The 26172-nt window shown below is 72.6% G+C and carries 24 protein-coding genes; 5 read left to right on the top strand and 19 right to left on the bottom strand.

The window, feature by feature from the left end:
- Positions 1–22 precede the first annotated feature (22 nt).
- The 3 genes from DQ384_RS28265 to DQ384_RS28255 all read left to right on the top strand — a co-directional run bounded on the left by DQ384_RS28265 (position 23) and on the right by DQ384_RS28255 (position 4047).
- Entirely contained in the window at positions 23–1132 is a 1110-nt protein-coding gene (locus DQ384_RS28265) for a hypothetical protein (RefSeq protein WP_245966841.1), read from the top strand.
- A gap of 76 nt (positions 1133–1208) precedes the next feature.
- Positions 1209–2678: a hypothetical protein gene (locus DQ384_RS28260; protein ID WP_114031922.1), complete on the top strand. Its 1470-nt coding sequence runs from the start codon at positions 1209–1211 to the stop codon at positions 2676–2678.
- A 70-nt stretch (positions 2679–2748) separates the two neighbouring features.
- Positions 2749–4047: an AAA family ATPase gene (locus tag DQ384_RS28255; RefSeq protein ID WP_114032034.1), complete on the top strand. Its 1299-nt coding sequence runs from the start codon at positions 2749–2751 to the stop codon at positions 4045–4047.
- Between the two features lie 25 nt (positions 4048–4072).
- Here DQ384_RS28255 and DQ384_RS28250 read toward each other — a convergent pair whose 3' ends face one another.
- The 7 genes from DQ384_RS28250 to DQ384_RS28220 form a co-directional block, all read right to left on the bottom strand.
- Positions 4073–4360 (bottom strand): hypothetical protein, encoded by a 288-nt coding sequence (locus DQ384_RS28250; protein ID WP_114031921.1) that lies wholly within the window; start codon positions 4358–4360, stop codon positions 4073–4075.
- A 145-nt stretch (positions 4361–4505) separates the two neighbouring features.
- Positions 4506–5438 (bottom strand): Ppx/GppA family phosphatase, encoded by a 933-nt coding sequence (locus DQ384_RS28245; RefSeq protein WP_114031920.1) that lies wholly within the window; start codon positions 5436–5438, stop codon positions 4506–4508.
- 50 nt (positions 5439–5488) lie between these two features.
- Positions 5489–5932 (bottom strand): MarR family winged helix-turn-helix transcriptional regulator, encoded by a 444-nt coding sequence (locus DQ384_RS28240; protein WP_114031919.1) that lies wholly within the window; start codon positions 5930–5932, stop codon positions 5489–5491.
- Between the two features lie 21 nt (positions 5933–5953).
- The gene (locus tag DQ384_RS28235; protein WP_220183181.1) at positions 5954–7657 is read right to left on the bottom strand and encodes an MFS transporter; all 1704 of its coding nucleotides are present in this window, start codon (positions 7655–7657) and stop codon (positions 5954–5956) included.
- 148 nt (positions 7658–7805) lie between these two features.
- Positions 7806–8030 (bottom strand): DUF3592 domain-containing protein, encoded by a 225-nt coding sequence (locus DQ384_RS28230; RefSeq protein WP_114031918.1) that lies wholly within the window; start codon positions 8028–8030, stop codon positions 7806–7808.
- A complete protein-coding gene (locus DQ384_RS28225) occupies positions 8027–8218 on the bottom strand; it encodes a DUF3592 domain-containing protein (protein ID WP_114031917.1) in 192 nt (63 codons plus the stop codon). The genes DQ384_RS28230 and DQ384_RS28225 overlap by 4 nt, the downstream gene beginning before the upstream one ends.
- A gap of 235 nt (positions 8219–8453) precedes the next feature.
- Entirely contained in the window at positions 8454–10070 is a 1617-nt protein-coding gene (locus DQ384_RS28220) for an MDR family MFS transporter (RefSeq protein ID WP_114031916.1), read from the bottom strand.
- Between the two features lie 139 nt (positions 10071–10209).
- Here DQ384_RS28220 and DQ384_RS28215 point away from each other — a divergent pair, with 139 nt between their 5' ends.
- Both DQ384_RS28215 and DQ384_RS28210 read left to right on the top strand, forming a co-directional pair.
- Complete coding sequence (locus DQ384_RS28215) at positions 10210–10776, top strand: TetR/AcrR family transcriptional regulator (protein WP_114031915.1); 567 nt, start codon at positions 10210–10212, stop codon at positions 10774–10776.
- 93 nt (positions 10777–10869) lie between these two features.
- Positions 10870–12621, top strand: a complete 1752-nt coding sequence (locus DQ384_RS28210) for an HAD hydrolase family protein (RefSeq protein ID WP_114031914.1) — start codon at positions 10870–10872, stop codon at positions 12619–12621.
- Between the two features lie 20 nt (positions 12622–12641).
- Here the strand turns inward: DQ384_RS28210 and DQ384_RS28205 are convergent, their stop codons facing one another.
- The 12 genes from DQ384_RS28205 to DQ384_RS43175 form a co-directional block, all read right to left on the bottom strand.
- Positions 12642–13400, bottom strand: a complete 759-nt coding sequence (locus tag DQ384_RS28205; protein WP_220183180.1) for a sugar isomerase domain-containing protein — start codon at positions 13398–13400, stop codon at positions 12642–12644.
- A 25-nt stretch (positions 13401–13425) separates the two neighbouring features.
- On the bottom strand, positions 13426–14163 hold the full coding sequence (locus DQ384_RS28200; protein WP_220183179.1) for a GntR family transcriptional regulator: 738 nt from the start codon (positions 14161–14163) through the stop codon (positions 13426–13428).
- A 2-nt stretch (positions 14164–14165) separates the two neighbouring features.
- Positions 14166–15005: an ROK family protein gene (locus tag DQ384_RS28195; RefSeq protein WP_114031912.1), complete on the bottom strand. Its 840-nt coding sequence runs from the start codon at positions 15003–15005 to the stop codon at positions 14166–14168.
- On the bottom strand, positions 15002–15904 hold the full coding sequence (locus tag DQ384_RS28190; protein ID WP_114031911.1) for a carbohydrate ABC transporter permease: 903 nt from the start codon (positions 15902–15904) through the stop codon (positions 15002–15004). Before DQ384_RS28190 ends, DQ384_RS28195 begins: the two co-directional genes overlap by 4 nt.
- Complete coding sequence (locus DQ384_RS28185; protein ID WP_114031910.1) at positions 15901–16839, bottom strand: carbohydrate ABC transporter permease; 939 nt, start codon at positions 16837–16839, stop codon at positions 15901–15903. Before DQ384_RS28185 ends, DQ384_RS28190 begins: the two co-directional genes overlap by 4 nt.
- Complete coding sequence (locus DQ384_RS28180) at positions 16836–18188, bottom strand: extracellular solute-binding protein (protein WP_220183178.1); 1353 nt, start codon at positions 18186–18188, stop codon at positions 16836–16838. The genes DQ384_RS28185 and DQ384_RS28180 overlap by 4 nt, the downstream gene beginning before the upstream one ends.
- Before the next feature lie 277 nt (positions 18189–18465).
- Positions 18466–19728, bottom strand: coding sequence for a PucR family transcriptional regulator (locus tag DQ384_RS28175; protein ID WP_114031909.1), 1263 nt, complete (start codon positions 19726–19728; stop codon positions 18466–18468).
- A 286-nt stretch (positions 19729–20014) separates the two neighbouring features.
- The gene (locus DQ384_RS28170) at positions 20015–20251 is read right to left on the bottom strand and encodes a hypothetical protein (RefSeq protein ID WP_114031908.1); all 237 of its coding nucleotides are present in this window, start codon (positions 20249–20251) and stop codon (positions 20015–20017) included.
- A complete protein-coding gene (locus tag DQ384_RS28165) occupies positions 20238–20510 on the bottom strand; it encodes a DUF6400 family protein (RefSeq protein ID WP_114031907.1) in 273 nt (90 codons plus the stop codon). The genes DQ384_RS28170 and DQ384_RS28165 overlap by 14 nt, the downstream gene beginning before the upstream one ends.
- 399 nt (positions 20511–20909) lie before the next feature.
- Positions 20910–21575 (bottom strand): response regulator transcription factor, encoded by a 666-nt coding sequence (locus DQ384_RS28160; protein WP_114031906.1) that lies wholly within the window; start codon positions 21573–21575, stop codon positions 20910–20912.
- Entirely contained in the window at positions 21572–22972 is a 1401-nt protein-coding gene (locus DQ384_RS28155) for a sensor histidine kinase (protein WP_114031905.1), read from the bottom strand. The genes DQ384_RS28160 and DQ384_RS28155 overlap by 4 nt, the downstream gene beginning before the upstream one ends.
- Positions 22973–23176: 204 nt before the next feature.
- On the bottom strand, positions 23177–25522 hold the full coding sequence (locus DQ384_RS43175) for an RICIN domain-containing protein (protein ID WP_245966839.1): 2346 nt from the start codon (positions 25520–25522) through the stop codon (positions 23177–23179).
- Between the last annotated feature and the right edge of the window lie 650 nt (positions 25523–26172).

Genomic DNA, 26172 nt, shown 5'->3' with positions numbered 1-26172 from the left:
GCGTGGCAGAGAGAGGTGTGAGGTGGAGCGGTTCGACCGGTTGCGCGGCGCCGTGCCCGCGCGGCCGCACGACGCGCGGGCGATCGCCGCGCTGGCGGCCAACCCCGGGTGCGCGCGGCGCGCGGTGATGGACGCCGCGGGGGTGGACAAGGACGCGACCGCGACCCATCTGGGGTTCCCGGCGCCGTTCGGGCAGTCGCCGTTCGCGATCACCCGCGGCAACGCGTTCGAGGCGCTGGTGAAGGACTCGGGCTGCGCCGAGTTGCTGCGGCTGCTGCGCGAGCTGCTGGGCCTGCCGATCCCGCTCGCCGCCTACACCGACCTCGGCGACATCGGCGGCAACCCGTCGGCGCACCTGCGCCACGCCCACACGCTCAAGCTGATCGACCGGGCCGCCCGCGACGACGACGAGGCGGGCACCCTGTACGACCACCCGCTGCTGCGGCTGGAGATCGCGGGGCACACCTCGTACCTGGAGCCGGACGTCGTGGCCTTCCGGCTCGCGGGCCGGTTCCACATCGTGGAGATCAAGTCGTTCGCGATCGTGGACGGCCAGGCCGAGCCGGACAAGGTGGCGGCGGCGGCGCGCCAGGCGGCGGTGTACGTGCTGGCGCTGCGCACCATGCTGGCGGAGCTCGGCCACGACCCGGCCCGGGTGTCGCACGAGGTCGTGCTCGTGTGCCCGGAGAACTTCGCGAACCGCCCGGCGGGGACGCTGCTGGACGTGCGCAGGGAGCTGGCTGTGCTGCGCAGGCAGCTCTCGCGCATGGCCAGGGTCGGCGCGATCGTGGACGGGCTGCCCGAGGAGCTGACCTTCGACCTGGCGCCGGACGCCGACGGCGTGCCGACGCGCCCGGTGCCCGAGCTGCGTGAGGCGGTGCGCACGGTCGGGGCCCGGTACGCGCCCGAGTGCCTGTCGACGTGCGACCTGTGCTTCTTCTGCCGGGACGAGGCCGCGGCCGGGGGGTCGACCGAGCTGCTGGGACGTCAGGTCCGCGACGCGCTCGGCGGGGTGGCGACGGTGTCGGAGGCGCTGGGGCTGGCCGACGGCTCCCTGACCCCCGGCGAGGGCCAGGAGGAGATCGCCCGGCTGCTGCGCCTGGCCGACCGCATCTACGCGGAGGCGGGATGAGCCCCACCCGCCGCCGGGCACAACCGCACCGGCGCCCGCGCCCGCGTGGACGCCGTCGCCCGATCGCGGAGGCACGATGAGCACGCTCGCCGCCCTCGCCCGCCTGCGGGCCGTGCGAACCGGGACGGCCCAGCGGCTCGCCACCGTGCGCCACTGCCACCTGTCCGAGCGGCCCATGGTGTTCATCCCGCTGCGGCTCGCGGGCGAGGCCGCCGCGCCGCTGGCCGCGATGGTGGGCACCGACCCCGGCCATCCCCACCTGCTGGTGGTGCCCCAGCCACGCGACCGCGACCTGCGGTTCGCGTTCGCCGCCGAGCTGGCCGAGATCGTCCTGCCGTACGTCGAGGGCTTCCTGAAGGAGACCGAGACGGTCGAGCGGCGCGGCGCCGAGCCGTACGAGCGGTGCGCCGACGCGCCGCAACTGCTGGTCCCGGGCCGCTCCGCGCTGGCGTTCACGCTGCTGCTCGGCCGCTCGACGCGGTTCCGCCGCGCGGAGGGCCCGCACGCCGTCCACCCGTCGGTGCCGATCCTCGGCCGGTGGCTCACGTTCTTCGCCCAGCGGGCGCGCCACCCCGGCTCGGCGCTGCTGCTGGCGGCCACCGAGGCGCTGTCGCTGCACTGGGCCACGGGCCAGAGCGCGCTGGAGGACGCCAACCTCGCGTCGCTGATCGGCTGGATCGACCCGCCGCCGGGCACGACCGGGGCGGACGCGGCGAGGGAGGCGGAGGATCCGCTGGTGTGGCCGCCCGCGGGCCCGGCCACCGACCCCGGCTTCGACGCCGAGGTGCTGGCGCCGGCGATCCGGGCGTACGAGGAGGCGCCGGGCGAGCGGGCGGCCGCGCGGGTCGCCGAGGCGGTGCGCACGCAGCTCGATCCGACCTGGCGGCTGATGTGGCGAGCGGTGGACCTGCTGCGCGGGCTGCCCGAGGGCAGGGGCGCCTCGGCGCGGTGGGAGACCGACCGCGGGTCGTTCACCGCCTTCGCCGAGCAGCTCGCCGAGGGCGGGCCGCCCCAGCCCAAGCACGACGGCGCGGTCGCGGCGGCGTCCCGGCTGGCCCGCATGGAGCGCGCGCAGGCGTCCTACGACGCGCAGCGCGCCTACGACGACCCGCTGGTGATGGCGGCCTACCGGCTGACCGGCGAGGCGTTCACCGGCACGGTCGTCGCGTCCGACCCCGCCAACGCCGAGGGCGAGGGCAGGGGGCGCAAGCTGCGGCCGCTGCTCACCGTGCGGACGGGCGATCCGGTGCGGCTGGCCACCGGGACGAAGCTGGGCACCCCGGACCGGCGCGGCCAGCAGGCCGAGGTCGTGGAGGTCGACGGCGAGCTGGTGACCCTGAAGATCGTCAAGGGCATGGGGCGCGGCAAGGTCGCGACGCCCGGCGCGGTCCCCGAGGTCGGCGACCAGGTCTGCTACGCCGCGCTCAGCGACGAGTACCAGCCGCCCGCGAGCCTGCCCGCCCCCGAGGAGACTCCCTGGACGCACGGCGGCCCCCCGCCGGAGTACGTCCCGAGCACCGAGGACGATCAGGAGGAGTGGTCATGAGCGCGCCCTCCGGCGTGAGGAGAGCGGCGGCCCCGCGCGGCGGCCGGGAGGAGCGGCCGTGATCGGCGCGATGCCGTCCCCCGCGGCGGAGGCGGCGGCGGTCGTCGACGCCGTGCTGGACGATCTGCCGCGGCACCGGGGCGTCGTCGTCGACTCGCCGCCGGGCGCGGGCAAGTCGACGCTGGTGGTGCGCGCGGCCGGGCACCTGGCGGAGTCCGGCGAGCCGCTGATGATCGTCGCGCAGACCAACGAGCAGGTGGACGACCTGATCGTCCGCCTCGCCGAGGAGCACCCCGGCCTGCCGGTCGGCCGGTTGTCGGCGTCCGACTACGTCGTGCCGGCCCGGGTGATGGGCAAGGCCGCCGTAGGCACCAAGCTGCCCGAGCTGGGCGACCCCGCCGTGGTGGTGGCCACCGCCGACAAGTGGGCGTGGGCGGGCGACCGCACCTGGCCGTGGGCGATCGTGGACGAGGCGTACCAGATGCGCTCGGACAAGCTGCTGCGCGTCGCGGGCATGTTCGAGCGGGCGCTGTTCGTGGGCGACCCGGGGCAGCTCGACCCGTTCTCGGTCGTGGACGGCGACCGCTGGGCGGGCCTGTCGTGGGATCCGCTGCAGAGCGCCGTGGCCGTGCTGCTGCGCCACAACCCCGACCTGCCCGTGCACCGGCTGCCGGTGTCCTGGAGGTTGCCCGCCTCGGCCGCGCCGGTCGTCTCCGAGGCGTTCTACCCGTTCACGGGCTTTCGTGCGGGCACCGAGCCGGGCGAGCGGCGCCTGGTGTTCCGGGCGGGCGGCATGCGCACCGCCTACGACCGCGCACTGGAAGAGGCCGCGTCCGGCGGCTGGGCGCTGTACGAGCTGCCGAGCCGGCACACCCTGCGCACCGACGCCGAGGCCGTCCAGGCCGCCGCCCTGCTGGCCACGAGGCTCGTGCAGCGCGCGCCGGTGGCGATCTCCGAGCGTGGCGAGCGCCCGGTGACGGCCGAGCGCATCGCGATCGGGGCGGCGCACCGCGACCAGGTGGCCGCGATCTTGGCCGCCGGGCCGCCGCCGGGGGTCACCGTCGACACGGCCAACCGGCTGCAGGGCCGCGAGTACGACGTCACGATCGTCCTGCACCCGCTGTCGGGGCGCAGGGACGCGACGGCCTTCCACCTGGAGTCCGGGCGGCTGTGCGTGCTGACCTCACGGCATCGGCACGCGTGCGTGGTCGTCGCCCGCGCCGGGATCCCCGAACTGCTCGACGCGCATCCTTCGGCCGAGCCGGTCCGCCTGAACGTCCCGGTGAAGTTCCCCGACGGGTGGGAGGCCAACCAGGCCGTCCTGGCCCATCTCGCCGGGCACCGTGTCGAGGCGGCGCCGCTTCGCTGACCGCGGCGCGGGCGTACGACCCGCCTCACGGGACTCCCGGGTGGCCCTCCCTCCGGATGACGACGCCCCTGGCCTGGCCCATCATCACGCGGCCGTCCCTGCGCTCCTGGACCGGCCGGGGGGCCGGAGAGGCCGCCGGGAGCTTCCCGGAAGGCTCTGGACGCGGGACGGACGTGAGGTCGGGCTCGGGGCTGGTGGCCGAGGCCATCAGCGCCAGGAGGATCAGCGTCACCACGGCGATGAGTATCAGGGCGAGTCCCGCGAGCATCAGGACGGCCAGAACTGTCCAGGCCGCGCCGATGATCTCCATCATCGCCCATCCTCCTCTTGTGTTGTGGCGTGGGACTCGTGCCCGCGACGGGCACGCTCACACTTCGCCCCACGCAGGTGAACGTACTGATTCCGCGGGGCCGCCGCGCCGTTCGCGGGGGTTGCGTTACGCAAGAGACGCCGACCGCTCACGTGCCGGGCATGCCGTCCAGGCGGCGCAGGATGACTCCCTCGCGCAGCGCCCACGGGCAGATCTCCAGCTCACCCAGCTCGAACAGGTCCATGGTGGCGTCGGCGACGATGGCGCCGGCCAGGAGTTGCGGCGCGCGGCCGGAGGAGACGCCGGGGAGCCCGGCGCGCTGGGCGTTGGTCATGGAGGTGAGCCGCTCGGTCCAGTTGGACAGGTTCTTGTGGCTCAGCGTCCGCCGGACGTAGGGGCCCTCGGCGGAGGGCGCGGCGCCGGCGATGCGGGCGAGCTGCTTGAACGTCTTGGACGTCGCCACCGCGTGGTCGGCGCGCCCGTACTTCACGACGTCGCCGACCACCCTGCCGATCTGCGCGCGCACCTGCCGGCGCAGGTCCCGCACCTCCACGGCGGGCGGCGGGTCGCCGGTGAACCAGCGGCGCGTCATCCGCCCGGCGCCGAGCGGCAGCGAGACGGCGACGTCCGGCGCCTCCTCGACGCCGGAGGCGATCTCCAGGGACCCGCCGCCGATGTCCACCACCAGCAGCCTGCCGGAGGACCAGCCGAACCAGCGCCGCACCGCCAGGAACGTCAGCCTGGCCTCGTCCTGCCCCGAGAGGACCTGCAGGTCGACGCCGGTGGCGTCGCGCAGGCGGCCCAGCACGTCCTCGCCGTTGGACGCCTCGCGCACGGCCGAGGTGGCGAAGGCCATGATGTCCTCCACGCCCTTGTCCTCGGCGATGCGCAGCGACTCCTCGATGAACCGGCGCAGCTCGCGTTCCCCCTGCGTGGACAGCGTGTCGCCGTCGTGGAGGTGCTCGGCCAGGCGCATCTCGGCCTTGTGCGAGTACGCCGGCAGCGGCTGCGCGCCCCTGTGGGCGTCCACCACCAGAAGATGCACCGTGTTCGAGCCGATGTCGAGGACGCCTAGTCGCATGATCCGACGCTACTACCTGCGGGGAATCATGAAGAAAATCACCTATGTGATCAGGGCGCGGCGAGCGACTCCAGCGCGGGCAGGGCGGCGGCGAGCGCGGCCCGCTGGGCCGGCGGCAGGGCGGCGACCCGGGCGGTGAAGAACGCCGAGCGGTCGTCGCGGAGCTGGGCCAGACGGGCGCGTCCCTCCTCGGTGAGCGTGAGGAGGGACGCGCGGCGGTCGGCGCGGTCGGGCGCGCGGGTCAGCAGGTTCAGGGTCTCCAGGCTGCCGACCAGCCTGCTCTGCGTGGGGGCGCTGACGCCCTCGTGGGCGGCCAGGTCGACCAGGCGGACCGGGCCCAGGGCTTCCACGGCCGACAGCGTGGAGACCTGGCTCACCGTGAGCGCCTGCGGCACCTGCTGGCGGGCCCGCCGGGACAGGCGTGCCAGGGCCTTGCGCAGGCGGTCGGCGAGTTCGGCGTCGGCGAGGGTGACGCCGGGGGATTGTTCGATCATGAGGCCTTCCACTGCGCGCGGTCACGACTCGCCCACGGCGACCACCTTCCGGGGCGTGGGCTCATCCTCGTGCACGTACCGGCCTCCGCGCAGCAGCGAGGCGAGGGCGGCGAGCAGCGAGATGGCGATCGCGAGCGTGAACACGATGACCAGGCCGTGGTGGAACGGGCCGGAGATGAGGTTCGGGAAGTAGGACCCGCCGGTGAGCGTCCCGGCGTCGGCCGGGGTGAGCGAGGCGAGCGTGCCGGTGGGGGCGAGCAGGCTCTCGACCGGGTTGTAGCCGAGGAAGGCCGCGAACAGCGTGCCGACCGGGGGCAGGTTCCCGATCTGGGCGGCGATGGCGGACGGGACGCCGTGCTCGGTGAGGCCCGCGGTCAGCGTGCGCGGCAGGGTGTCCGCCAGGCCCGCGATCATCAGCGAGAAGAAGACGCCGATCGACAGCACCATGCCGGCGTTGGTGAACGTCGCCCCCATGCCGGAGGCCACGCCGCGCTGCCCCGCCGGGACGGAGTTCATGATCGCGGTGGAGTTGGGCGCGGCGAACAGGCCCGAGCCCACGCCGTTCAGGAAGATGAGCACGGCGAACAGCCAGTACGGGAAGTCGGTGGGGATCAGCAGCAGCCCGGTGAAGGCCAGCGCGGACAGCACCAGCCCGCCGGAGGACAGCGCCCGCGCCCCGTGCCGGTCCGACAGGTGCCCCGAAAGCGGGCCGGCCACCAGGAAGCCGACGGTCAGCGGCAGCAGGTAGATGCCCGCCCACAGCGGGGTCTCCTCGAAGCGGTAGCCGTGCAGCGGCAGCCAGATGCCCTGCAGCCAGATGATCAGCATGAACTGCATGCCGCCGCGCGCGATGGCGGTGAGCAGCCCGGCGGAGTTGCCGGCCACGAAGGCGCGGACGCGGAACAGCTCCAGGTGGAACATCGGCTGGGCGACCCGGGTCTCGATCACGCAGAACAGGCCCAGCACGGCCGCGCCGCCGACGACCCCGGCGAGCACCCACGGGTTGGTCCATCCCATGGGATGGCCGCCGTAGGGCTGGATGCCGTAGGTGACCCCGGCCAGCAGCGCCGTCAGGCCGACGGCGAAGGTCGCGTTGCCCAGCCAGTCGACGCGTGCGCCGGAGGTCCTGCGGACGGTCTCGCGCAGGGACTTGTAGGCCCAGATCGTCCCGGCGACGCCGATGGGCGCGGAGGCGAAGAACACCAGCCGCCAGTTGATCTCGCTGAGCAGCCCGCCCGCGACCAGGCCGAAGAAGCTGCCCGCGATCGCGGCGACCTGGTTGACGCCGATCGCCATGCCGCGCCGCTCGGCGGGGAAGGCGTCGGTGAGGATGGCGGCGGAGTTGGCCATGAGCAGCGCGCCGCCGATGCCCTGGAAGACCCGCCAGCCGATCAGCCACATCGCGCCGGCGTCGGCCTGGAACGGGTCCAGGGCCAGCGCGAGGGTGCCGAGGGTGAAGACGGCGAACCCGGCGTTGTACATGCGCACGCGGCCGAACATGTCGCCGAGGCGGCCGAGCGTCACCACCAGGACGGCCGAGACGAGCATGTACCCCATCAGGATCCACAGCAGGTAGCTGACGTTGCCGGGTTCGAGCGGGTCCAGGTGGATGCCACGGAAGATGGCCGGCAGCGAGATGATCACGATCGACGAGTTGACGGTGGCGAGCAGCATCCCCAGCGTGGTGTTGCTCAGCGCGACCCAGTGATAGTGCTTCGTCCGCACAGGCACCCTTTCAGCAAGTTAGTTGCTTACGCTAACTAACCATATCTTCGCCCGGGACTTCCGAGAAGTCCGGCAGGCAACCCCGCGGTGCCGCGCCTGTGCCGCGCCTCCGGCTCGGCGGCTCGGGGCGCCCGAGGCGCCCGGCGGGTCAGGGGCTGAACGCCGCTATGGCCGCCGCGGCCACCAGGAACACGAGGCCCAGGAACGCGAACAGAACGCCGACGCCGTTGCCGCCGGCCCAGAAGCCCTCCAGACGGATGCGGTCCGGCCCGGCCGGGTCGTACAGCACGGTCACCCGGTCGCCGACGCGGGCCGAGGGCGGGCTGCTCCCGACGCCGGTCTCGGCCTCGACGTACTGCCCGTTCAGCGTCATGAACCGGTGGTCGGGTAGTAGACGGATCCCTCGTCGTCGCGCCTCTCGCGCAGCCGCACGACCTCCCCGGGGACGCGAAGCGCGATGCGGCGGAAGTCGCGGGCCGACAACAGCAGACCGAGGCCGACACCTCCGAGGACCAGGGCGATCACGCCGAAGATGAGCACCATCAGGGCTGCGGTGGACACGTCGGGACTCCTCGTTCTGGCGGGTCTCCGTGGTTCCCGCCGGGGTTCTCGCAAGGGGGGCGCGCCCGACGCTAGAAGGGGTCGCTTGCAGGGCACTTGCCGGGCGCCTGCGGGGAACGAGCGATCAGATGCCTGCCGTGTCCGCCTACGGCCGGAACGGCTACGGCCGTGACCACGGGGAGGTGGCCACGGCCGTAGCGATGAAGCGGATGGGACGTGAGAGGGGCGCGGCGTCTCAGTCGAAGGCCGCGACCGGCATCGCGTCCTTGGCGTCGTCGCCCGTGCCGTCCTTCGGCGCGGAACCCGGGGCGGCGGGGCCGGAGCGCAGCGGGACCTCCTTGATGAAGGCCGCGAACACCGGCACCAGCACCGAGATGAAGATGGCCCAGAAGAACACGCTGGAGATGGAGTCGGCCAGCGAGGACAGGAAGCCGTCGCGGACCTGCGCGGGCAGCCCGGCCAGCGCGGTCGGGTCGAGACGGCCGCTGCCGCCCTGGGCCATCGCGGCCGCCTGAGGTCCGAGCCTGTCGGTCAGGTTGGCGGTGAGCTGGTGGTTGAAGATGGCCCCGAAGAGCGAGACGCCGAACGAGCCGCCGATGGAGCGGAAGAAGGTGGACGCGCTGCTGGCCACGCCGAGGTCCTTCTGCTCGACGCTGTTCTGCGCGATGAGCATCGTGGTCTGCATCAGGCCGCCCATGCCGAGGCCGAGCACGGCGATGAACAGGCCGGTCTGCCAGGTGGTGGTGTTGACGTCCTGGAGCGACAGCAGCCACATGCCGACCACCATGACCACGCCGCCGAAGAACGGCCACGCCTTGTACTTGCCCGTCTTGGTGATGGCCTGCCCGGCGATCAGCGAGATCGCCATCATGCCGGCCATCATCGGCAGCAGCAGAAGGCCGGAGTTGGTCGCCGATTCCCCCTGGACGGTCTGCTGGAACAGCGGCAGGAAGTTGATGGCGCCGAACATGGCGAAGCCGAGAAGGAAGCCCACCAGCGAGACGAGGGTGAAGTTCCGGTCGCGGAAGACGTGCAGGGGCATGATCGGCTCGGCGACCCGGCGCTGGACCGGGATGAAGACGGCGAGGCTCACGACGGCCACGGCCACGAGGCCGAGGATCTGCCAGGAGCCCCAGGCGTACTCCGTGCCGCCCCAGGTGGTGATGAGGACCAGGGCGGTGATGCCCACGCCCAGAAGGGCGGCGCCCAGCCAGTCGATGCGGTGCTCGGTGCGGTACTTCGGCAGGTGCAGGCGCAGGAGCAGCCAGACGAACGCGATGGCGCCGATGGGCAGGTTCACGTAGAAGGCCCAGCGCCAGTTCAGGTTGTCGGTGATGAAGCCGCCGACGAGCGGGCCCGCGACCATCGCCAGCGCCATGATCGCGGCCATGATGCCCTGGTAGCGGCCGCGCTCGCGGGGCGGGACCAGGTCGCCGATGATGGCCATGGCGTTGACCATGAGGCCGCCGGCGCCGAGTCCCTGGATGGCGCGGAAGGCGATGAGCTCGCCCATGCCGCCCGAGGTGCCGCCGAAGATGTCCGAGCCGGCCATGCCGCACAGGGCGGAGCCGACCATGAATATGGCGATGGACGCCAGGAAGATGGTCTTGCGTCCGTACAGGTCACCGATCTTTCCCCAGATCGGAGTCGAGACGGTCGTCCCGAGGACGTACGCCGTCACCACCCAGGAGAGATGGGCCAGGCCGCCGAGCTCGCCCACGATGCGCGGCATCGCGGTACCGACGATCATGTTGTCGAGCATGGCCAGCATGATGGCGAGCATCAGGCCTGGCAGGACGACCATGACCTCCCGCCGACGGCCGGGAACTATCTCGGCCTCGGTCTCCGTCATTCCTTTGAGCCCCCTTGGTAGTTACCTGGTAGTCGGTTGCTTACTTGCCGACCGGCTAGTGACTATACTGCCAAAGGTAGATAACTTACTTGTCGGCCGTCAAGTTAATAAATGGGGACAGGAGCGGTCCGAAACAGACATGAGGGAACATACCGACACAAGGACTCGCATCCAGGAGATCGCCCTGAAGCTCTTCACCGAGCAGGGCTATGAGGCGACCTCACTGAGGGAGATCGCCGAAGAACTCGGCGTGACGAAGGCGGCGCTGTACTACCACTTCAGGACCAAGGACGACATCGTGGCCAGCCTCGGCGAGGACCGGCAGGCCGAGATGGAGCGCCTGATCAAGTGGGCGCAGGACCAGCCGCGCACCGTCGAGACCCGGCGCGAGTTCGTCCTGCGGTACGCCGAGTCCCTCTACAACGCCAACCACCACGCGTTCATGAGGTTCATGGAGCGCAACCAGACCGCGCTGCGCGATCATCCGAAACTGGAGAAGATGCGCAGCCTCATGACCAGCCTGGTCGGCATCCTGTGGGAGGAGCACGACTCGACGGCGCAGCGCCTCAGAAGCTCGATGGCCATCTTCACGCTTCACGCGGCCTGGTTCCTGCTCAAGGAGGACGAGGTCAGCGAGGACGAGCGTAAGAAGGCGGCCGTCGAGGTCGCCCTGGAGCTCATCGAACCTCTCCGCCGCACCGCCTGACGCCCGGGCGCGGGCCGCCGGCGCCCGCGGTTCGCCCGATGTTCGCCCGGCGTTCAGGAGCGTGACCCCGCCCCCAGGGGTAGGGGGCACGGCATGCGCTACCACGTGCTCGCCTGCGACTTCGACGAGACGCTCGTCCACAAGGGGCGGATCGCCGACCAGACCCTCACCACGCTGGAACGCCTGTCGCGGGCGGGGGTGAAGCTGCTGCTGGTCACCGGCCGGCAACTCGACGACCTGCTGGAGGTCTTCGCGCACGCGCGCCTGTTCGACCTGATCGTCGCCGAGAACGGCGCCGTGCTGTACGACCCGGCGCAACGCACCCGCGAGGCCCTGGCCGCGTCGCCGCCGGAGGGGTTCCTGGAGCGGCTGCGCGCGCGGGGGGTGTCCCCGCTCGGCACCGGGGACGTGATCGTGGCCACCCGCACGCCCCACGACGTGCCCGTGCTGGAGGCCATCCGCGACCTGGGGCTGGAGCTCCAGGTGATCTACAACAAGGGCGCCGTCATGGTGCTGCCGCCGGGCGTGAACAAGGCGAGCGGCCTGGCCGCCGCCCTGGACCGGCTGAACCTCTCCCCCCACAACGTGGCCGCAGTGGGCGACGCGGAGAACGACCACGCCTTCCTGACGGCCGCCGAGTGCGGCGCGGCCGTCGCCAACGCGCTGCCCGCGCTCAAGGAGGGCTGCGACCTGGCCCTGGCCGGGGAGAACGGCGCGGGCGTGGCCGAACTCGCCGAGATGATGCTGTCGGGCGAGCTGGACGCGCGGGAGATTCCCCGCAGGCACGTCCTGCTGGGCCACCGCGAGGACGACTCCGAGGTGCGCCTGCCGCCCTACGGGCAGGGCCTGGTCGTGGCCGGGCCGTCGGGCAGCGGCAAGTCGACCGCGACCACGGCGCTGCTGGAGCGGCTCGTCGACGACGGCTACCAGTGCGTCGTGATCGACCCCGAGGGCGACTACAGCGAGTTCCCGGAGATGACCGTGCTGGGCGGCCCCGACGGCGCCCCCGGCGTGGAGGAGGTGCTGGGGGTCCTGGAGTCGCCGGGGCACAACGTCGTGGTCAACCTGATCGGCATGCCGCTGCGCGACCGGCCGGGGTTCTTCACCGAGGTGCTCCCGCGCCTGGCGAGCCTGCGCGCCCGGCTCGGGCACCCCCACTGGGTGGTGGTGGACGAGGCCCACCACCTGATGCCGGCCGAGCTTCCCGAGATCGCGGTGAAGGAGGCCGAGGACGTCGGCTCGCTGCTCATGGTGACCGTGCACCCCGAGGCGATGAGCCCGGCGGCGCTGCGCCTGGCCGATTCGGTGATCGCGGTGGGCGAGAACCCCGCCGGGACGCTGGCGGCGTTCGCGCGGGCCCGCGGGGACGAGCCGCCCGCGCCGCCGGCGTCCGGGAAGGGCGACATCGCGCTGTGGAGGACCGGCTCCGCGCGGGCGGAATCGCTCACGCTGGTGCCCGCCCGCACCGAGCGGAGCCGGCATCGGCGCAAGTACGCCGCGGGCACGATGTCCAAGGACGACAGCTTCTACTTCACCGGCCCCGAGGGGCGGCTGAAGCTGCGGGCCCGCAACCTGCACACCTTCGTCGAGCTGGCCGAGGGCGTGGACGACGAGACCTGGCTGCACCACCTGCGCCAGGGCGACTACTCGCGCTGGATCGGCGGCGCGCTGGGCGACGACGACCTGGCCGAGCGGGTCGCGGAGGTCGAGGAGGCGCACGACCCCGGCGACCCCGCGGGCGGCAGGCGCAGGATCGTCGACCTCATCGACGAGCGCTACACCCTGCCCGCCGAGCCGACCAGCTACGACCCCGACCACGAGGACGAGGACCGGCCGCCCGCGTGACCGCCGGGGCCGCGCCCGGGTCAGGAGATCCCGCGTCCCTTGGCCGCGTGCAGCCGGCGGCGGTGCTCCTCGAACACCTCGTCGTTGGACTCCACCGAGGCGCCCGGCACCGTGGGCGAGACGAACGTGGGCACCACGACCCCGCGCCCGGCCAGCACGGCCGCGGTGCGGGTCACGATCTCGTGGCTGACCACGCAGGCCACGACGGTGGAGGACCCGCCGACCGGGCGGTCCCAGCCCTCGACGTCCACGATGGCGTCCTGGATCGGCACCCCGGTGTCCACGGTGACGTCGCAGACCTCGGCGATGCGCCGTCCGCTGGAGTGCTCGGCCGGCCGGTCGAGGTTGGCCAGCGAGGTGACCGCGACGGTGAACAGCCCGCGCTTGGCGCCGTACATCGCGGCCTCGACGGGGGCGGCGTTGCGTCCGCCGTGGGAGTAGACGATCAGGACGTCTCCGGCCGAGAGCGGCTCGTGGTCCAGGTACTGCTGGACGTAGCCCTCGGTGCGCTCCAGCCAGAGCAGCTCGCGCACCCCGCCGGGGCCGAGCACGTTGTGCCACATCAGCCGGGGGTCGGTCAGCGGGTGCAGCCCGGCGAAGCTGCCGTACCGGGGGAAGGCGTCCATGGTGGGGATCACCGAGTGCCCGCTGCCGTACAGGTGGATCAGGCCGCCGTTCTGCACGGCGTCGGCGCACCGCTCGGCCACGGTGTTCAGCGCCTCGCCCTGGGACGTGTCCAGGCGGTCGAGCATATCGATGAGCGTACGGGTGTACGTCACGGTGTGTTCCTCTCCATCGGTTCCATCAGTGGGTGTCGCGCAGCGCCAGCCGCACGCGGTATCGGTCACCGCGCATGACGCTGCGCACGTATTCGAAGGGCCCCGCGGCGTCGAAGGTCAGCCGTTCGACGTAGAAGGCGTGGGCGCCGGGGGCGACGCCGAGGGTGGGGGCGTCCTCGTCCAGCACTCCGCCGACGGTGAAGGTCTCGACCGCCTCGCGGGGGACGACGCCGAAGACGCTCCTGAGCGTCTCGTAGAGCGACCGGTCGGCGAAGTCCAGGTCGGCGAGGCCGGGGAAGCGCGTGATGGGCAGCAGCGCCGTCTGCACGCCGACCGGCCGTGAGCCGTCGGTCCTGAGCCTGCGCAGGCGCAGCAGCGGGTCCCGCGGCGCGAGCCCCATCTCGGGCGGCAGGTCGGCCTCGGCCGCGGTGACGACCACCTGCTCCAGCACCCGGGCGCCGGAGGTGTGGCCGAGGACCTGGAGTTCGGCGCTGAACGAGGTGACGCCCCGGGCTCCGGCGGTCAGGCTGGTGTCGCGGACGAACGTGCCGCGGCCCTGCTCGCGCACCAGCGCGCCGCGGTCGACCAGCCGGGCCAGCGCCTGGCGGACGGTGACGCGGCTGACGCCGTAGGCCTTGCCGAGCTCGCCCTCGGTGGGCAGCTTCTCCCCCGGCCGCCACTCGCCCGCGTCGATGCGCAGGCGCAGGCTTCTCTCGACCTGCAGGTAGAGCGGGACGCCCGAAGTGGGGTCGAGCGGGGGCACGATCACCATTCCTCCCCGAGGCGGGCGGCCAGCAGGGCCCCCACCACTCCCGCGCGCGACCCGAGGGCGGTCGCGCGCACCGGAACGCGGCGGCCGTCCGGGGACGTCCAGCGCGCGACGTGCGCGTCCAGAAGCGGCCCGAGGACGTCCATCGCGTCGGCCATGCCGCCGCCGATCAGCACGACCTCGGGATCGAGCGCGGCGGCCAGGGCGGCGACGCCCGGCGCGAGGCGGCCCGCGTAGTCGTCGAGCCCGGCGAGCGCGGCCGGGTCGCCGGAGCGGGCGGCGGCCACGAGCCTCGGCCCTCCCCGCAGCGCCGAGCCCGCCGCCACCCGCTCGAACGGCCCCTGGCGGGGGTCGGCGGGCACGGGTGCGGGGAGCCAGCCCCACGAGCCCGCGCTGCCGTGCGCGCCGCGCCAGACGCGGCCGTCGACGAGCAGCGCCCCGCCGACGCCGGTGCCGAGGGCGACCAGGACGGCCGAGCGCAGCCCCTTCGCGGCGCCCTCGGCCGACTCGGCCAGCAGGGTGAGGTGGCCGTCCAGCGCCAGCGAGACCGGCGCGCCGACGCGCTCGGCGAGGTCGGCCGCGAGCGGGCGTCCCTCCAGCCACGGCAGGGCGGGGACGAAGACCGGGGTCCCGCGCAGCGAGGTGCCCGGCAGCCCGACGGCGACGGCCCGCGGAGTGGGCGGGCACAGGGACGCGAGCTGGGCGAGGAACGCCTCGTACCCGCGCGCGACCGGCAGCGCGACCGGCTCGCCGCGGCCCCGCGCGGTCTCGGTGAGGCCCCGGACCGAGGTGCCGCCGACGTCGACGCCCACGTACGTCCCGCTGGTCCCGTTCATCCCTTGACCCCCGTGCGCGAGACGCTCTGCACGAAGACGCGCTGCGCGAGCAGGAACACGAGGATCGTCGGCACGCTGGCGATCAGGGCGCCCGCCATGACCACGTTCTGGTACCGCACGCTGGTGCTGTACGAGAGCAACTGGCCGAGGGCGAGCACGACGGGGAACTTCCCGTCGTCCTGGAGGATCGACAGCGGCCACAGGAAGTTGTTCCAGTGGAAGACGAACGCGAACACCGCCAGGCTGACCAGCGCGGGGCGCAGCAGCGGGGTGACGACCCCCCACAGGATGCGCATCTCGCCCGCGCCGTCGACCCGCGCGGCGTCGATGAGCTCGTCGGGGACGTCGGCGATGAACTGGCGCATGAGGAAGATGCCGAAGGCGTTCGCCAGCCAGGGCAGCATGACGCCGGCGTAGGAGTCGGCGAGGCCCATCGTGGAGACGAGCCAGTACAGGGGGACGAGGGTGACGATGGGGGGAAGGAACATGGTTGCCACGACCGCCCAGAAGATCACATCTCTGCCGCGGAAGTGGTACTTCGCGAAGACGTAGCCCGCCATGACGCTGGTGACCAGCACCGACAGCGTGGACACCCCGGCGATGAGCGCGCTGTTGAGGAAGGCGCGCCCGAACGGGACCACCGAGAACACCTCGGAGAAGGCGCCGAAGGTCACGTCGGCGGGGAACCAGGTGGGCGGGGTCTTCTGCAGTTCCTCCGGCCCCTTGAGTGCGGAGACGAGCATCCAGTACAGGGGGAACAGCGGCGGCAGCATGACCAGCCCGATGACGAGGGAGACCGCCGCGCGCCTCACGAGCCGCCCGGACCTCACCGGCGCCGCGGGCACCCGGGCCGCCTCCGGGGCGGCCTGTTCCCGCGCGGGGGCGACCGGCGCGCTCATGAGCGCCTCCGCATCGCCGCGAGGAACAGCCCGCCGATGGCCAGCAGCACGATGAGCAGGCTGAACGCCATCGCGCTCGCCTGGCCCGCCATGCCGTACTGGAACGCCTCGCGCTGGATCGAGAAGGACACCACCGACGTGCTCTCGGCGGGGCCACCCTGGGTCAGGATGTACACCGGGTCGAACACCTGGATCGCGTTGATGACGGTGATCAGCGTCATGAAGATCGTCGTGCGGCGCAGCAGCGGCAGCGTGACGCTGACCGTCTGGCGCCAGAAGCCGGCGCCGTCGATGCGCGCCGCCTCGTACAGGTCCGGCGGGATCTGCGTGAGCCCGGCGACGACGAGGATCGTGTAGTAGCCGATCATCTGCCACACGTGGAACACGACCAGCGAGACCAGCGCCGTGCCGGGCTCGCTCAGCCATGCCGGGGCGCTCAGGCCCACGGCCGAGAACATCTGGGCGAAGGGGCCGTAGTCCGGGGCGTACAGGGCGCCCCACACGATGGCGGTCGCGACGGTCGGCACGACGTAGGTCGAGAACAGCACCGCGCGCGCCACGCCCTTGGCCGCCGACTTCGGGAAGTACAGCAGCATGCCGAGCGCGACCGCCAGGGGCAGCGTGACCGCCACGACCAGCACGACGTAGACGAGCGTGTTGCGCAGCGCCGTGAAGAAGTCCCGGTCCGCCAGCAGCTCGCGGTAGTTGGCGAGGCCGCGCCAGGCCATGTCGGTCAGCGGGGTGTACATCGACCACTCGTGCAGGCTGATCCAGAACGTCAGGCCGATGGGCACCACCACGAACAGGACGATGACCGCCATCGCCGGCGACAGGAACACCACCGCGGCGCCGCGATGGCCCGCGGCGAGGTCACGTCCCCACCGGGCGGAGGGGCCCCGCCCGGCGGTCGCGGTGGTCACGGAGGGAGAGGTCATGCGCCGGCCTTGGTGAGGATGCCGGCGACCTCCCGCTGCGCGGCGTCCATGGCCTCCTTGGCGGTCTCCTTGCCGAAGACGACGTTCTCGATGTGCTTCTGCACGGCCTGGCTCATCTCCTCGCCGCCGAGGACAGCGGGGAACGGCCTGGCGTGCGGGAGCTGCTCGACGTAGACCGACAGGAACGGGTCCGACAGCTCGGCCTTGTGGGCGGACAGGTCCCCGGTCCGGCTGGGCAGGATGCCCATCGAGACCAGGATGTCGCCCATGGCCGACGAGCCGTTCTGACCGCTGTCCGGCCCGTTGAGGTAGGTGAGGAACTTCCACGCGGCGTCCTGCTTGGCCTGGTCGGCCTTGCCGTTCACCATGGTCAGCCAGGAGTAGGACACCGGTGCGGACGCGGCGCCGTCCGGGCCGACGGGGATCGGCGCGACCCCGACGTCCGCGAACCGGTCGCCCATCGCCTCCTTGAGCGCGCTCTGCCACCAGTTCGCCATGATGATCATGCCGGTCTTGCCGTTGACGAAGTTGTCCAGGTAGGGGCCGGTGGTGTTGGCGTTGGCGTTGCTCATGGACGGCTGGGTCACGCCGTCCTTCACCAGCTTGGCGTACAGGTCGGTGGCGGCCTGGACCTTCGGGTCGTCCAGCTTGGGGGCCGAGCCGTCGACGAGGGCGCCGCCGTTGGAGTTCACCAGCGACAGCCAGGGGTGCACCACGCCCGCGGCCCAGCTCGTGATGACGCCGAAGCCCTGCTGGGTCACCTTGCCGCCGCCCCCGTCGCGCTTGGTCAGCTTGGCGGCGGTGGCGGCCAGCTCGTCCCAGGTCTTGGGCGGCGCGGCGATGCCCGCCTCGGCGAACAGCTTCTTGTTGTAGTTCAGCGCGTACAGGTCGACCTCGTTGGGGTAGCCGCGGGGCCGCCCCTGCTTGGTGACGCCCTCGACGAGGTTGGCGGGCCAGCCGGCGGACAGGTCCTGGGCGACGTCGGCGGGCGCGGGGGCGGCGAGGCCGTCGCGCACGAGCTCGGGCAGCCAGAGGTCGTAGATGCTCGCGATGGTGGGGCCGCCGGGGCTCGCGCCCTGCGTGCGCAGCGTGCTGAGCAGGTTCGCGAACGGCACGGCGCGGACGGTGACCGTGACGCCGGGGTTCTTCTCCTGGAAGGCCGTGGCCGCCTTCTTCAGCATGGCGACCTGCTCGGGGCCCCAGTGGGTGAGGAAGGTGACGGCGCGCGCCCCGCCTCCCCCGCCGGTCCCCCCGGCGTCCGTCCCGCCGCACCCGGCGGCCGCGATGACCAGCGCGGCGCTCAGCGCGACGGCTCCGGCCCTGCGGCCACCGCTCGTGATGATCCTCAAGAGTCCTCCTCCCCGCCCACGCCGCCCCCTGGTGAGCAATCGTTACGTTGATAGGTTGTTATAACGAATTTGCGGGCCTATGGGAACCCCTTTACCGGTCTTTCCGGAAATCCGAAACCGACCCACCCGTCGTGACCAGGGATGCCACCGGCGAAGACGGCCCAGGCCCGTCACGGGCGGCTGGGATCCGCCACGGCCGGCTGGGATCCGTCACGGGCGACTCAGATCCGCCCAGGTCGGCTCGGGTCCTCTCAGGCGAGCACGGCGGGCGGGCGGGTCACCGGGAGGCGTTCCAGCGGGCGAGCTTGAGGGCGAGGTGCAGTTCGAGGCGGTCGCGGCCGTCGCGCAGGTCGCGGCCGGTGATCTCCTCGATGCGGCGCAGGCGGTAGTAGAGGCTCGTGCGGTGCAGGTGCGTCGCCTCGGCGGTCGCCTGCGCGTCGCCGCCCGAGTCAAGGTAGACCTCCAGGGTGCGGGCCAGCACCCCGCGCGGGTCGCGGCCTTCCAGCAGCGCCAGCGGCTCCGGCCGCGCGCCGGAGGGCTCCTCGGCGGAGGGGCCGAAGAAGCGGTAGACCCCGACCTCCGGCCACACCGCCACCGGGCCGATCGCCGGGTCGGCCGCCACCGCCCGCGACGCGGCCAGCGCCTCGCGGTAGGCCGCCCGCGCGGTCTCCAGGCCGGCGTGGCGGGCGCTGACCCCCACGGCGCCGCCCAGGGGGAACGTGCCGGGGACGACGCCGGGCCACGTGCTCCCCCGCCCCGCCCGGTCCGGCGGCGGGGCGCCCGCCACCGGACCCTCGGGGACGAGCACGACGGTCAGGCCGTCGATGCGGGCGTAGGCGGCGGGAACGCGCGGCCCGCGCAGCCCGCCGCCGATCAGGCGCTCCAGGTCGGCCGCCGAGGTGACCACCCCGTCCCCGGCACCGGAGAACCCGGAGCCCACCCCCGCGGGCGTCACGCCGAGCGTCCCGGCCTGCCCGGGATCGGTCACGACGTCCGGGCGAGCGGCGAGCACGCGGTACGGCCGGTCGTGGTCGGCCAGGCCCCGGGCGAGCATCTCGGCGGCGGCCTCGTACCGGGTCTCGCGGTCGCCGGTGAGCAGGCGGCGCAGGACGCGGCGGCTTCGGCTCGACGGGCCGGGGAAGTCCTGCTCGTCCAGCAGCGCGGCGACGGTGGCGGCGTCCCGTACGGCGCGGTCGGTCTCGGCGGGCGTCAGCGGGCGCTCGCCCTCGGTGATCCACAGGTACCCGAGCCGCCGTCCCCGGTGCAGGAGCGACACGCACAGCCGCGCCCCCATGGACAGCGCGGGATTGGCGGGCACGCGCACGGGCCCGGTCGCCGCGCCGACGCCGTGGGCGCGCTGCCACTCGCCGACCTCGGCGGGCACCGACCGCGACAGGATCGCCCGCGCGCGCACGGGGTCGGCGTCGGCGCCGTGGGCGCTGTGGGCGATGACGCGCCCGTCGAGATCGTCGACGGAGACGCCGCGCCCCACCGCGGCGGCGAGCGACTCGAGCGTCTCCTGGACATCGTCGGCGACCATTGCCGCATGCTAACGCCGGTGCCGGGAGGGCCGTACCATCGGCCGCGCACCCGCCGCGCGCGTCCGCCGCGCGGTCCCGAGCCGGGATCCGCACGGGCGCGAGCGCCGGCCGGAGCCGCAGACGCATCTGATCGCCGAGCACGGCGACACGTTCGGCCTGATCATGCGGTGCCGGACGCGGGGGTCACGTGCGCCGGCGACGCCGTCTCCGTGGCGCACGTCCCGGCGCCGTCGCCCGGTCCCGCCTCCGCCTGACGGCGTCAGGCCGGGGAGGACGCTGACGGCGTCAGGCCAGGGCGGGCGGCCTGCCGCCGGCTCCGAAGCCGGACTCGTGGTTCCAGAGGTGGGCGCACCCGGGGCACTGCACGTGCAGGACGCTGCCGGTGTTGCTCAGCAGATAGCGCCAGTGGTCGCGGCAGTTGCGACCGGAGCCGCAGTCGGCGCAGCCGCGGTCGTCACGGCAGCGGGGGCAGGGGATCCAGGCACGACGGGCGATGTCGGCGTGCGGGTCAATCGGAAGCACGGTCCGCCTCTCGCCGGGGCAGGACGCCGGCCGCCACGAGCATGTCGTAGGTCTCGCGCTGCCGCGCGTCCAGGCCGGAGTAGAGCAGGTCGCAGGCCTCCTCCTCGGCCCGCATGACCGCGAGGGGGTCCCACCCGGGGCCGAGCGCCGAGATCACTTCGGCGCGGCGGCGGGACTCGTGGAGGGTGAGGTCCATCTCGAACACCACGTGCTCGGGTGCTGCGTGCTCGGGCGGGTTGTGACCGCTGCCGTGGCTCATGACGCGACTTTCCGTGGGATTTCCGGTGGGCGATGACGAGGGGGCACGACGTGTCCGGAGCGGAGCGGCACAATGCCGGGTTACACGCCTTTTGTCCGCTTTCAACCCTATGCACAGCCCCAACGGATTGCCAAGAAGGGTGACGCGACTCACTCACCGGGCAAAGCCGGGTCAAGACCGCCGGATCAGCTCGCCTCCTCCGCCGGAACGTCCGGCCGTTCCCACTCGGGGTCGATGGTGGCCAGGTGGACGGACCTGCCGTCCACGCCGAGCGCGTCGTCGGCGATGCGGCCGAGGACGCGGTAGGAGATGGCGGTGAGGATCCATCTTGTGAGAAACGCCCCGGCCGCGAGGCCGGGGGTGCTCCCGGCGGGCCGCCGCCTGACGGGAGGCGGCCCCTCAGGGGCCGAGGACGCCCGCGTCGTGGACGAGCAGGGCGATCTGCACCCGGTTGTTGAGATCGAGCCTGGTCAGGATGCGCGAGACGTGGGTCTTGACGGTCGGCACGCTCATGTAGAGCTCCGCGGCGATCTCGGCGTTCGACTTCCCCCGCCCGACGGCCGCCGCCACCTGGCGCTCCCGGTCGTTGAGCTCGCGGAGCCGCGCCAGGGCCCGTGCGCGCCGCAGGTCCGGCCGGTTCCCGGCGACGTGGGCGATGAGCCTGCGGGTCACCGCCGACGACAGCACCGGGTCCCCGGCCGCGACGCGGCGCACCGCGGACACGATCTCGGCGGGCGGGGTGTCCTTCAGCACGAACCCCGCGGCCCCGGCGCGCAGCGCCCGCAGCACGTACTCGTCGGCGTTGAACGTCGTCAGGATGATGACCTCGGGGGCCCGGGGGCGCCGCCGCAGGGCCTCGGTCGCCGCCAGGCCGTCCGTCCCGGGCATGCGCACGTCCATGAGCACGACGTCGGGGGCGTGCAGGTCCACCAGGGACGGGACGGCGGCGCCGTCGTCCGCCTCGGCCACGATCTCCAGGTCGGGGGCGCCGCCGAGCATCAGCGACAGCCCGGCGCGCACCAGCGGGTCGTCGTCGACGATCATGACGCGGATCGGCGGGTTCATGCGGGCCAGGGTAGCCAGGCCCGCACCTGGAACTCGCCGGACGCCAGCGGGCCGCAGGCCAGACGGCCCCCCGCCAGCGTCGCCCGCTCGGCCAGCCCGATGAGCCCCCTGCCCGCGCCGGGAATCTCCGTCCCCTCCCGCTCGACCGGCCCGACGAGTCCCCTGCCCGCGCCGCCGACCCCCGGCCCCTCCCGCTCGGACAGGCCGCCGGGCCCCGCGCCGGGGACACCCGTCCTCTTCCGCGCGGGCAGCGGGTTGCGCAGCTCGACCGTCAGCCCGTCCCCCGGGCCGCCGGACACGCGCACCAGCACCTCGGCGCCGGGCGCGTGCTTGCGGGCGTTCGTCAGCCCCTCCTGGGCGACGCGGTAGGCGGTGCGCCCCGCGGCCGCGGGGGCCGCGTCCGGGTCGCCGACCTCGGACAGCAGGGTGACCCGCATGCCGGCCTGCCGGGACTCCTCGACCAGGCTCGGCAGCCCGGCCAGGGTCGGCTGCGGCCGGTCCGGGTCCGACGGGCCGGCCTCGGCGTCATCCCCGGCGCGCAGCACGCCGATCACCTCGCGCAGGTCCTGGAGCGCCTGGTGGGCACTGTCGCGGATCACGCCCGCCGCCTGTGTCACCTGCTCCCGGGAGGCCCCGGCGTTGAACTCCAGCGCGCCCGCGTGCACGCTGAGCAGCGAGAGCCGGTGCCCCAGCATGTCGTGCATCTCGCGGGCGATCTGCTCGCGTGCCAGCCGCTGGGCCTGCTCGGCGCGCAGCCGGCTCTGCTCCGCGCGCAGCTCCGCCTCGGTCTCGGCCCGTTCGACGCGCTCGCGCAGCGACAGCATGAGCCGGCGCTGGGCCCGGACGAACATGCCCCAGCCGATCACCGCCACGTTCAGGGTGACGCCGAGCGCCACCAGGAACGCGAACGGCATCTCGGGCTCGGGCCGCAGGTAGGCGTAGGCGAACGACGCGGCCATGGAGACCGCGCCGACCGGGGCGACCACGCGGAGGGGCCGGTGCACGGCCACGGTGAACAGCGCGGCGAGGCCCGCGCCCCCGACGAACTCGGAGAACGTACTGAGCAGGCACAGGACCACGGCCAGCGCGACCGGCCATCTGCGGCGCAGCCACAGCGCCACGCACCCGAGGACGCCGGTGAGCTGGTCGGCGGCCAGCAGCCAGGCCGGCACGTAGGACGGCTCGCCCTTGGCCGCCGCGGTCGCCACCGCGAAGCAGGCCGCGCACAGGAACACGCACACGTCCACGAACCAGTCGCGCGTGGTCCGCCGGACGCGCCGCCCTGACCTACCATCACCGGGCTCCCAGGCGTCCGCGACCGCCGCGGGCAGGAGCCGGCGATACCGCGGAGCGCCGTGCTCCCGCACGGCCTCGCCGACGGACTCCGAGGGGGACATGAGCCGAATCTACCCGCGAACCCCCGCGGGAGCCCGCGCCCGCGAACACCCCGCGACTTAGGTCACCGAAGAAGAGGCTTTCGACTCTCGCCCCCACCCCGAGCGTCGATTCGCCATGAGATGGGCGACACAAGCGTGCCTGGCCCGATCCGGAAGCCGGGACGCCCCGCCGAGGCGGGCCGCCTCAGCGGGGTGTCCAGGCTCTCAGCCCCGGGTCCAGTTCTGGTTGGTGCCGCCGTGGCAGGTCCAGATGTGCACCTTGCTGCCGTTGGCGGTGCCGTAGTTGGACACGTCCAGGCACTTGTTCGCGCCTGCCGCGGTGATGCTCCCGTCGGCGTTGAAGTTCCACTTCTGGTTGTTCTGCCCGTTGCAGTCCCAAATGATCACCGCCGTGCCGTCAGCGGTGCCCGCGGCGTTGACGTCCAGGCACTTGTTGCCGTACACCCGCAGCTCACTCGCGCTGGTCATGGTCCACTGCTGGTTGGCCTGCCCGTTGCAGTCCCAGATCTGCGCCTGCGTCCCGTTCGCCTGGGAGGCGCCGGTGATGTCCAGGCACCTGCCCGACCCGGTGCCCCGGATCGCGGTCGGGGTGCCAGGAGTGGGGGACGGCGAGGGAGATGTGCCGTTCTGGGGCCCGGCGGACGCCATCACGGCCTGGGCGCCCGAGGGCCAGTTGCCGTTGGTGACCGTGACGTTGTTGGCGACGACGTTGCCGCGGTCGCCGTTGGACACGTTGGTGGCGCTGTTGCTCGTCCAGTTGCCGGTGACGGTGAAGTTGCCCATGTTCTCGCCACCCCAGTAGTTGGCGGTGGCCCAGGTGCCGATGGCGGAGAGGACGTTGTTCCGGACCGTGTAGTACTTGGAGCCCTCGTCGAAGTAGATTCCGAACCAGCCGTTGGTCCGCAGGCAGTAGTTGTCGCTGATCACCGCGTTCGGGTTCCACGAAAGCGTGTAGATGCATCCGCCGTCGGTCATCTGCTGCATGACGTCGTGGATGTAGTTGCCGATGAGCTGGTTGTTCGACGCGGTGGTGGCGGTCGTGTACCGCGGCTGGTAGTTGTACAGGCCGCGGTTGGTGTAGCTGTTGTTGCCGCCGGGCTCGTTGGCGCCCCAGCCGTACCCGAGCGACATGCCGGTGTACGGCAGGTTGTAGACCTCGTTGTGGGAAATCGTGGCGTTGGTGACATAGGTGGGCAGGACCGAGACGATGCCCCGGTAATCAAGGCCGAGGTCGTGGATGCGGTTGTTGCTGACGGTGATGTTCCGGTTGGCCATCCGCTGGTCGCTGGGGTGGTGCGCGTCGGCGCGCACGCCGCCGATCACGATGCCGCCCGCCGAGTTGCGGGCGATCTCGGACCCGGTGACCGTGATGTTGGCGGCTCCGAGGCCGACACCGCTGGCGTGGGCGTTGGCGTCGTTTCCGATGCCCACGGCCGTCTGCCCCAGGTTGACGAACTGGGAGTCGCTGAAGGTGATGTTGTTGGCGGCGGAGACCTGGACGGCGGCGGGCATCTGGAACCAGTTCGGCCGAGTGGCCTCGAACTGCTGGCAGCCCTCATGGCAGGCGGTGAAGCCGGGCCAGCTCCAGTTTCCGGCGATGTACGAACCGGTCTGCTGGTCCACGTAACCCTGGTTGCCGCTGGGGCCGAGCCAGCTCGTGCCGGTGAAGGTGATCCCGCTGAAGGTGACGTGGTGCGCGGGCGCGTCGTAGGTGCCCCCGACGTTCACCAGGGACTGCAGCACCGGCAGTTCCACGCTGACGTTGCTCATGTTCTGCCCGGCGGCCGGGATGTAGTACAGGACTCCGGTCCCGGGATTGATGTACCACTCCCCCGGCGAGTCGAGGAACTCGTAGGCGTTGGCCAGGTAGAGCGGGCCCGCCCGGTGCGGGCTGCTGAAGGTGTCGTACCCGAAGTTGTTGTTGTTCCAGGCGGGCTGCTGCATCGTGATGAGGTTCCCACTGATGCTCTGCACCGGCACGTAGCGGTCCGTGAACGAGCCGACGCTCTCCATCTCGACGCGGCTCTGGTTCGCGAGGTTGTTCAGATAACTCAGCGCGGTGTTGCCGAACCTCATCCCGGTGTTGCCGGCGGTGAAGTCGGCCCGGTTCACCTGGGTACGCGCGCGCGTGGCGATGGCACCGTTGACGTAGAGCTGCCGGGTGTCGATCCCTGCCCCGACGTTGGCCCGCCAGATGTTCTTCGCTGAGTCGGCGAGCGACCACCCGGTGACCGCCCTGGCGCCACTGATCACCGGACGTGCCGACGAAGCCGCCCTCCACACCACCTGATATCCGTTGGTGCCGGAGTCGGCCGCGGTCAGCCGCAACGGCGCGGACAGCCGGTACACCCCGCCGGCCAGCTCCACGACGACGTCACCGGACATCGAGCCGGTGCGCGCCCGCACCGAGGACTGCGCGGCCGCCAGTGAGCAGGGCTGGGCGGCGGTGCACTCGGTGCCGCTCCCAGAAGGGGAGGCGTAGAGCGTCGTGACCGCCGCCGAGACGGGAGAGGCCGGCGCCACCAGGGCGACCGCGGCGGTCAATCCCATCGCGGCGACTCCGGCCGACACCAACCTGCGCAGCGCAGGTAACGACAATCCGAACATTGGGACCTCCTGATATGGGTGGGGGGTGTGGTGAGCGCCTACCGCAGCCGATCCGGCGGGTGCGGCCCAGGTCTCGGTGCCCGCGTCGCTTCGAGTTCGCAGCCCGCGCTCACGCTCCGCGACCAGCGCCCACGGCCACAGGGCTCGCTGCTCATCGCTGCTCACTTTCCACAGGGCGGCCGGTGATCCCAACCGGCCTGCCGCGGAAGGTAATTCGTATGACGTCCTTCGTCAATAGGGGCCGTCCGAGACGGCGGCCACATGAAGGCGGACGGCCGCCCCGGCTTGGCGGCCAGGAAGGCACATAGGTGCGGGCGAGCAGGTGCGCACCCCCACGAGGGGCACGGCGACCCCCCAGTTCAGAACGTCATCTCGCCCGACGCGCGCAGCCGCCGCCGGCGAAAGTTTCATCGCGGCCGGCGGTGGCCGTTCCCGAATCGCGGCCCGGGGAGAGACCATTGAGCGAAGTGCGGGCGCCAATGTCCTCGACCAGGTCCGTGTTCCGCGAAGAGCGCTCAGTCATAAGCCGTATGACGTGTAACGTCAATGCGGTGAAGTACAGTGAGAGCCAAGTCGTGACGCCGCCTGCGGCG

It is taken from the genome of Sphaerisporangium album (assembly GCF_003323745.1).
GTDB classification, from domain to species: domain Bacteria; phylum Actinomycetota; class Actinomycetes; order Streptosporangiales; family Streptosporangiaceae; genus Sphaerisporangium; species Sphaerisporangium album.
The sequence above is the reverse complement of the archived record's forward strand: the minus strand, read 5'-3'. Positions and strand labels throughout refer to the sequence as shown.

Excerpts from the sequence above, each read along its gene's own strand:
- DQ384_RS28195 (WP_114031912.1), bottom strand. The coding sequence starts at position 15,005 with ATGAACGGGACCAGCGGGACGTACGTGGGCGTCGACGTCGGCGGCACC.
- DQ384_RS28160 (WP_114031906.1), bottom strand. The coding sequence starts at position 21,575 with ATGAACCCGCCGATCCGCGTCATGATCGTCGACGACGACCCGCTGGTG.
- DQ384_RS28155 (WP_114031905.1), bottom strand. The coding sequence starts at position 22,972 with ATGTCCCCCTCGGAGTCCGTCGGCGAGGCCGTGCGGGAGCACGGCGCT.
- DQ384_RS28230 (WP_114031918.1), bottom strand. The coding sequence starts at position 8,030 with ATGACGCTGAACGGGCAGTACGTCGAGGCCGAGACCGGCGTCGGGAGC.
- DQ384_RS28255 (WP_114032034.1), top strand. The coding sequence starts at position 2,749 with ATGCCGTCCCCCGCGGCGGAGGCGGCGGCGGTCGTCGACGCCGTGCTG.
- DQ384_RS28165 (WP_114031907.1), bottom strand. The coding sequence starts at position 20,510 with ATGAGCCACGGCAGCGGTCACAACCCGCCCGAGCACGCAGCACCCGAG.
- DQ384_RS28190 (WP_114031911.1), bottom strand. The coding sequence starts at position 15,904 with ATGAGCGCGCCGGTCGCCCCCGCGCGGGAACAGGCCGCCCCGGAGGCG.
- DQ384_RS28240 (WP_114031919.1), bottom strand. The coding sequence starts at position 5,932 with ATGATCGAACAATCCCCCGGCGTCACCCTCGCCGACGCCGAACTCGCC.
- DQ384_RS28175 (WP_114031909.1), bottom strand. The coding sequence starts at position 19,728 with ATGGTCGCCGACGATGTCCAGGAGACGCTCGAGTCGCTCGCCGCCGCG.
- DQ384_RS28210 (WP_114031914.1), top strand. The coding sequence starts at position 10,870 with ATGCGCTACCACGTGCTCGCCTGCGACTTCGACGAGACGCTCGTCCAC.
- DQ384_RS28215 (WP_114031915.1), top strand. The coding sequence starts at position 10,210 with ATGAGGGAACATACCGACACAAGGACTCGCATCCAGGAGATCGCCCTG.
- DQ384_RS28245 (WP_114031920.1), bottom strand. The coding sequence starts at position 5,438 with ATGCGACTAGGCGTCCTCGACATCGGCTCGAACACGGTGCATCTTCTG.
- DQ384_RS28260 (WP_114031922.1), top strand. The coding sequence starts at position 1,209 with ATGAGCACGCTCGCCGCCCTCGCCCGCCTGCGGGCCGTGCGAACCGGG.
- DQ384_RS28250 (WP_114031921.1), bottom strand. The coding sequence starts at position 4,360 with ATGATGGAGATCATCGGCGCGGCCTGGACAGTTCTGGCCGTCCTGATG.
- DQ384_RS28220 (WP_114031916.1), bottom strand. The coding sequence starts at position 10,070 with ATGACGGAGACCGAGGCCGAGATAGTTCCCGGCCGTCGGCGGGAGGTC.
- DQ384_RS28185 (WP_114031910.1), bottom strand. The coding sequence starts at position 16,839 with ATGACCTCTCCCTCCGTGACCACCGCGACCGCCGGGCGGGGCCCCTCC.
- DQ384_RS43175 (WP_245966839.1), bottom strand. The coding sequence starts at position 25,522 with ATGGGATTGACCGCCGCGGTCGCCCTGGTGGCGCCGGCCTCTCCCGTC.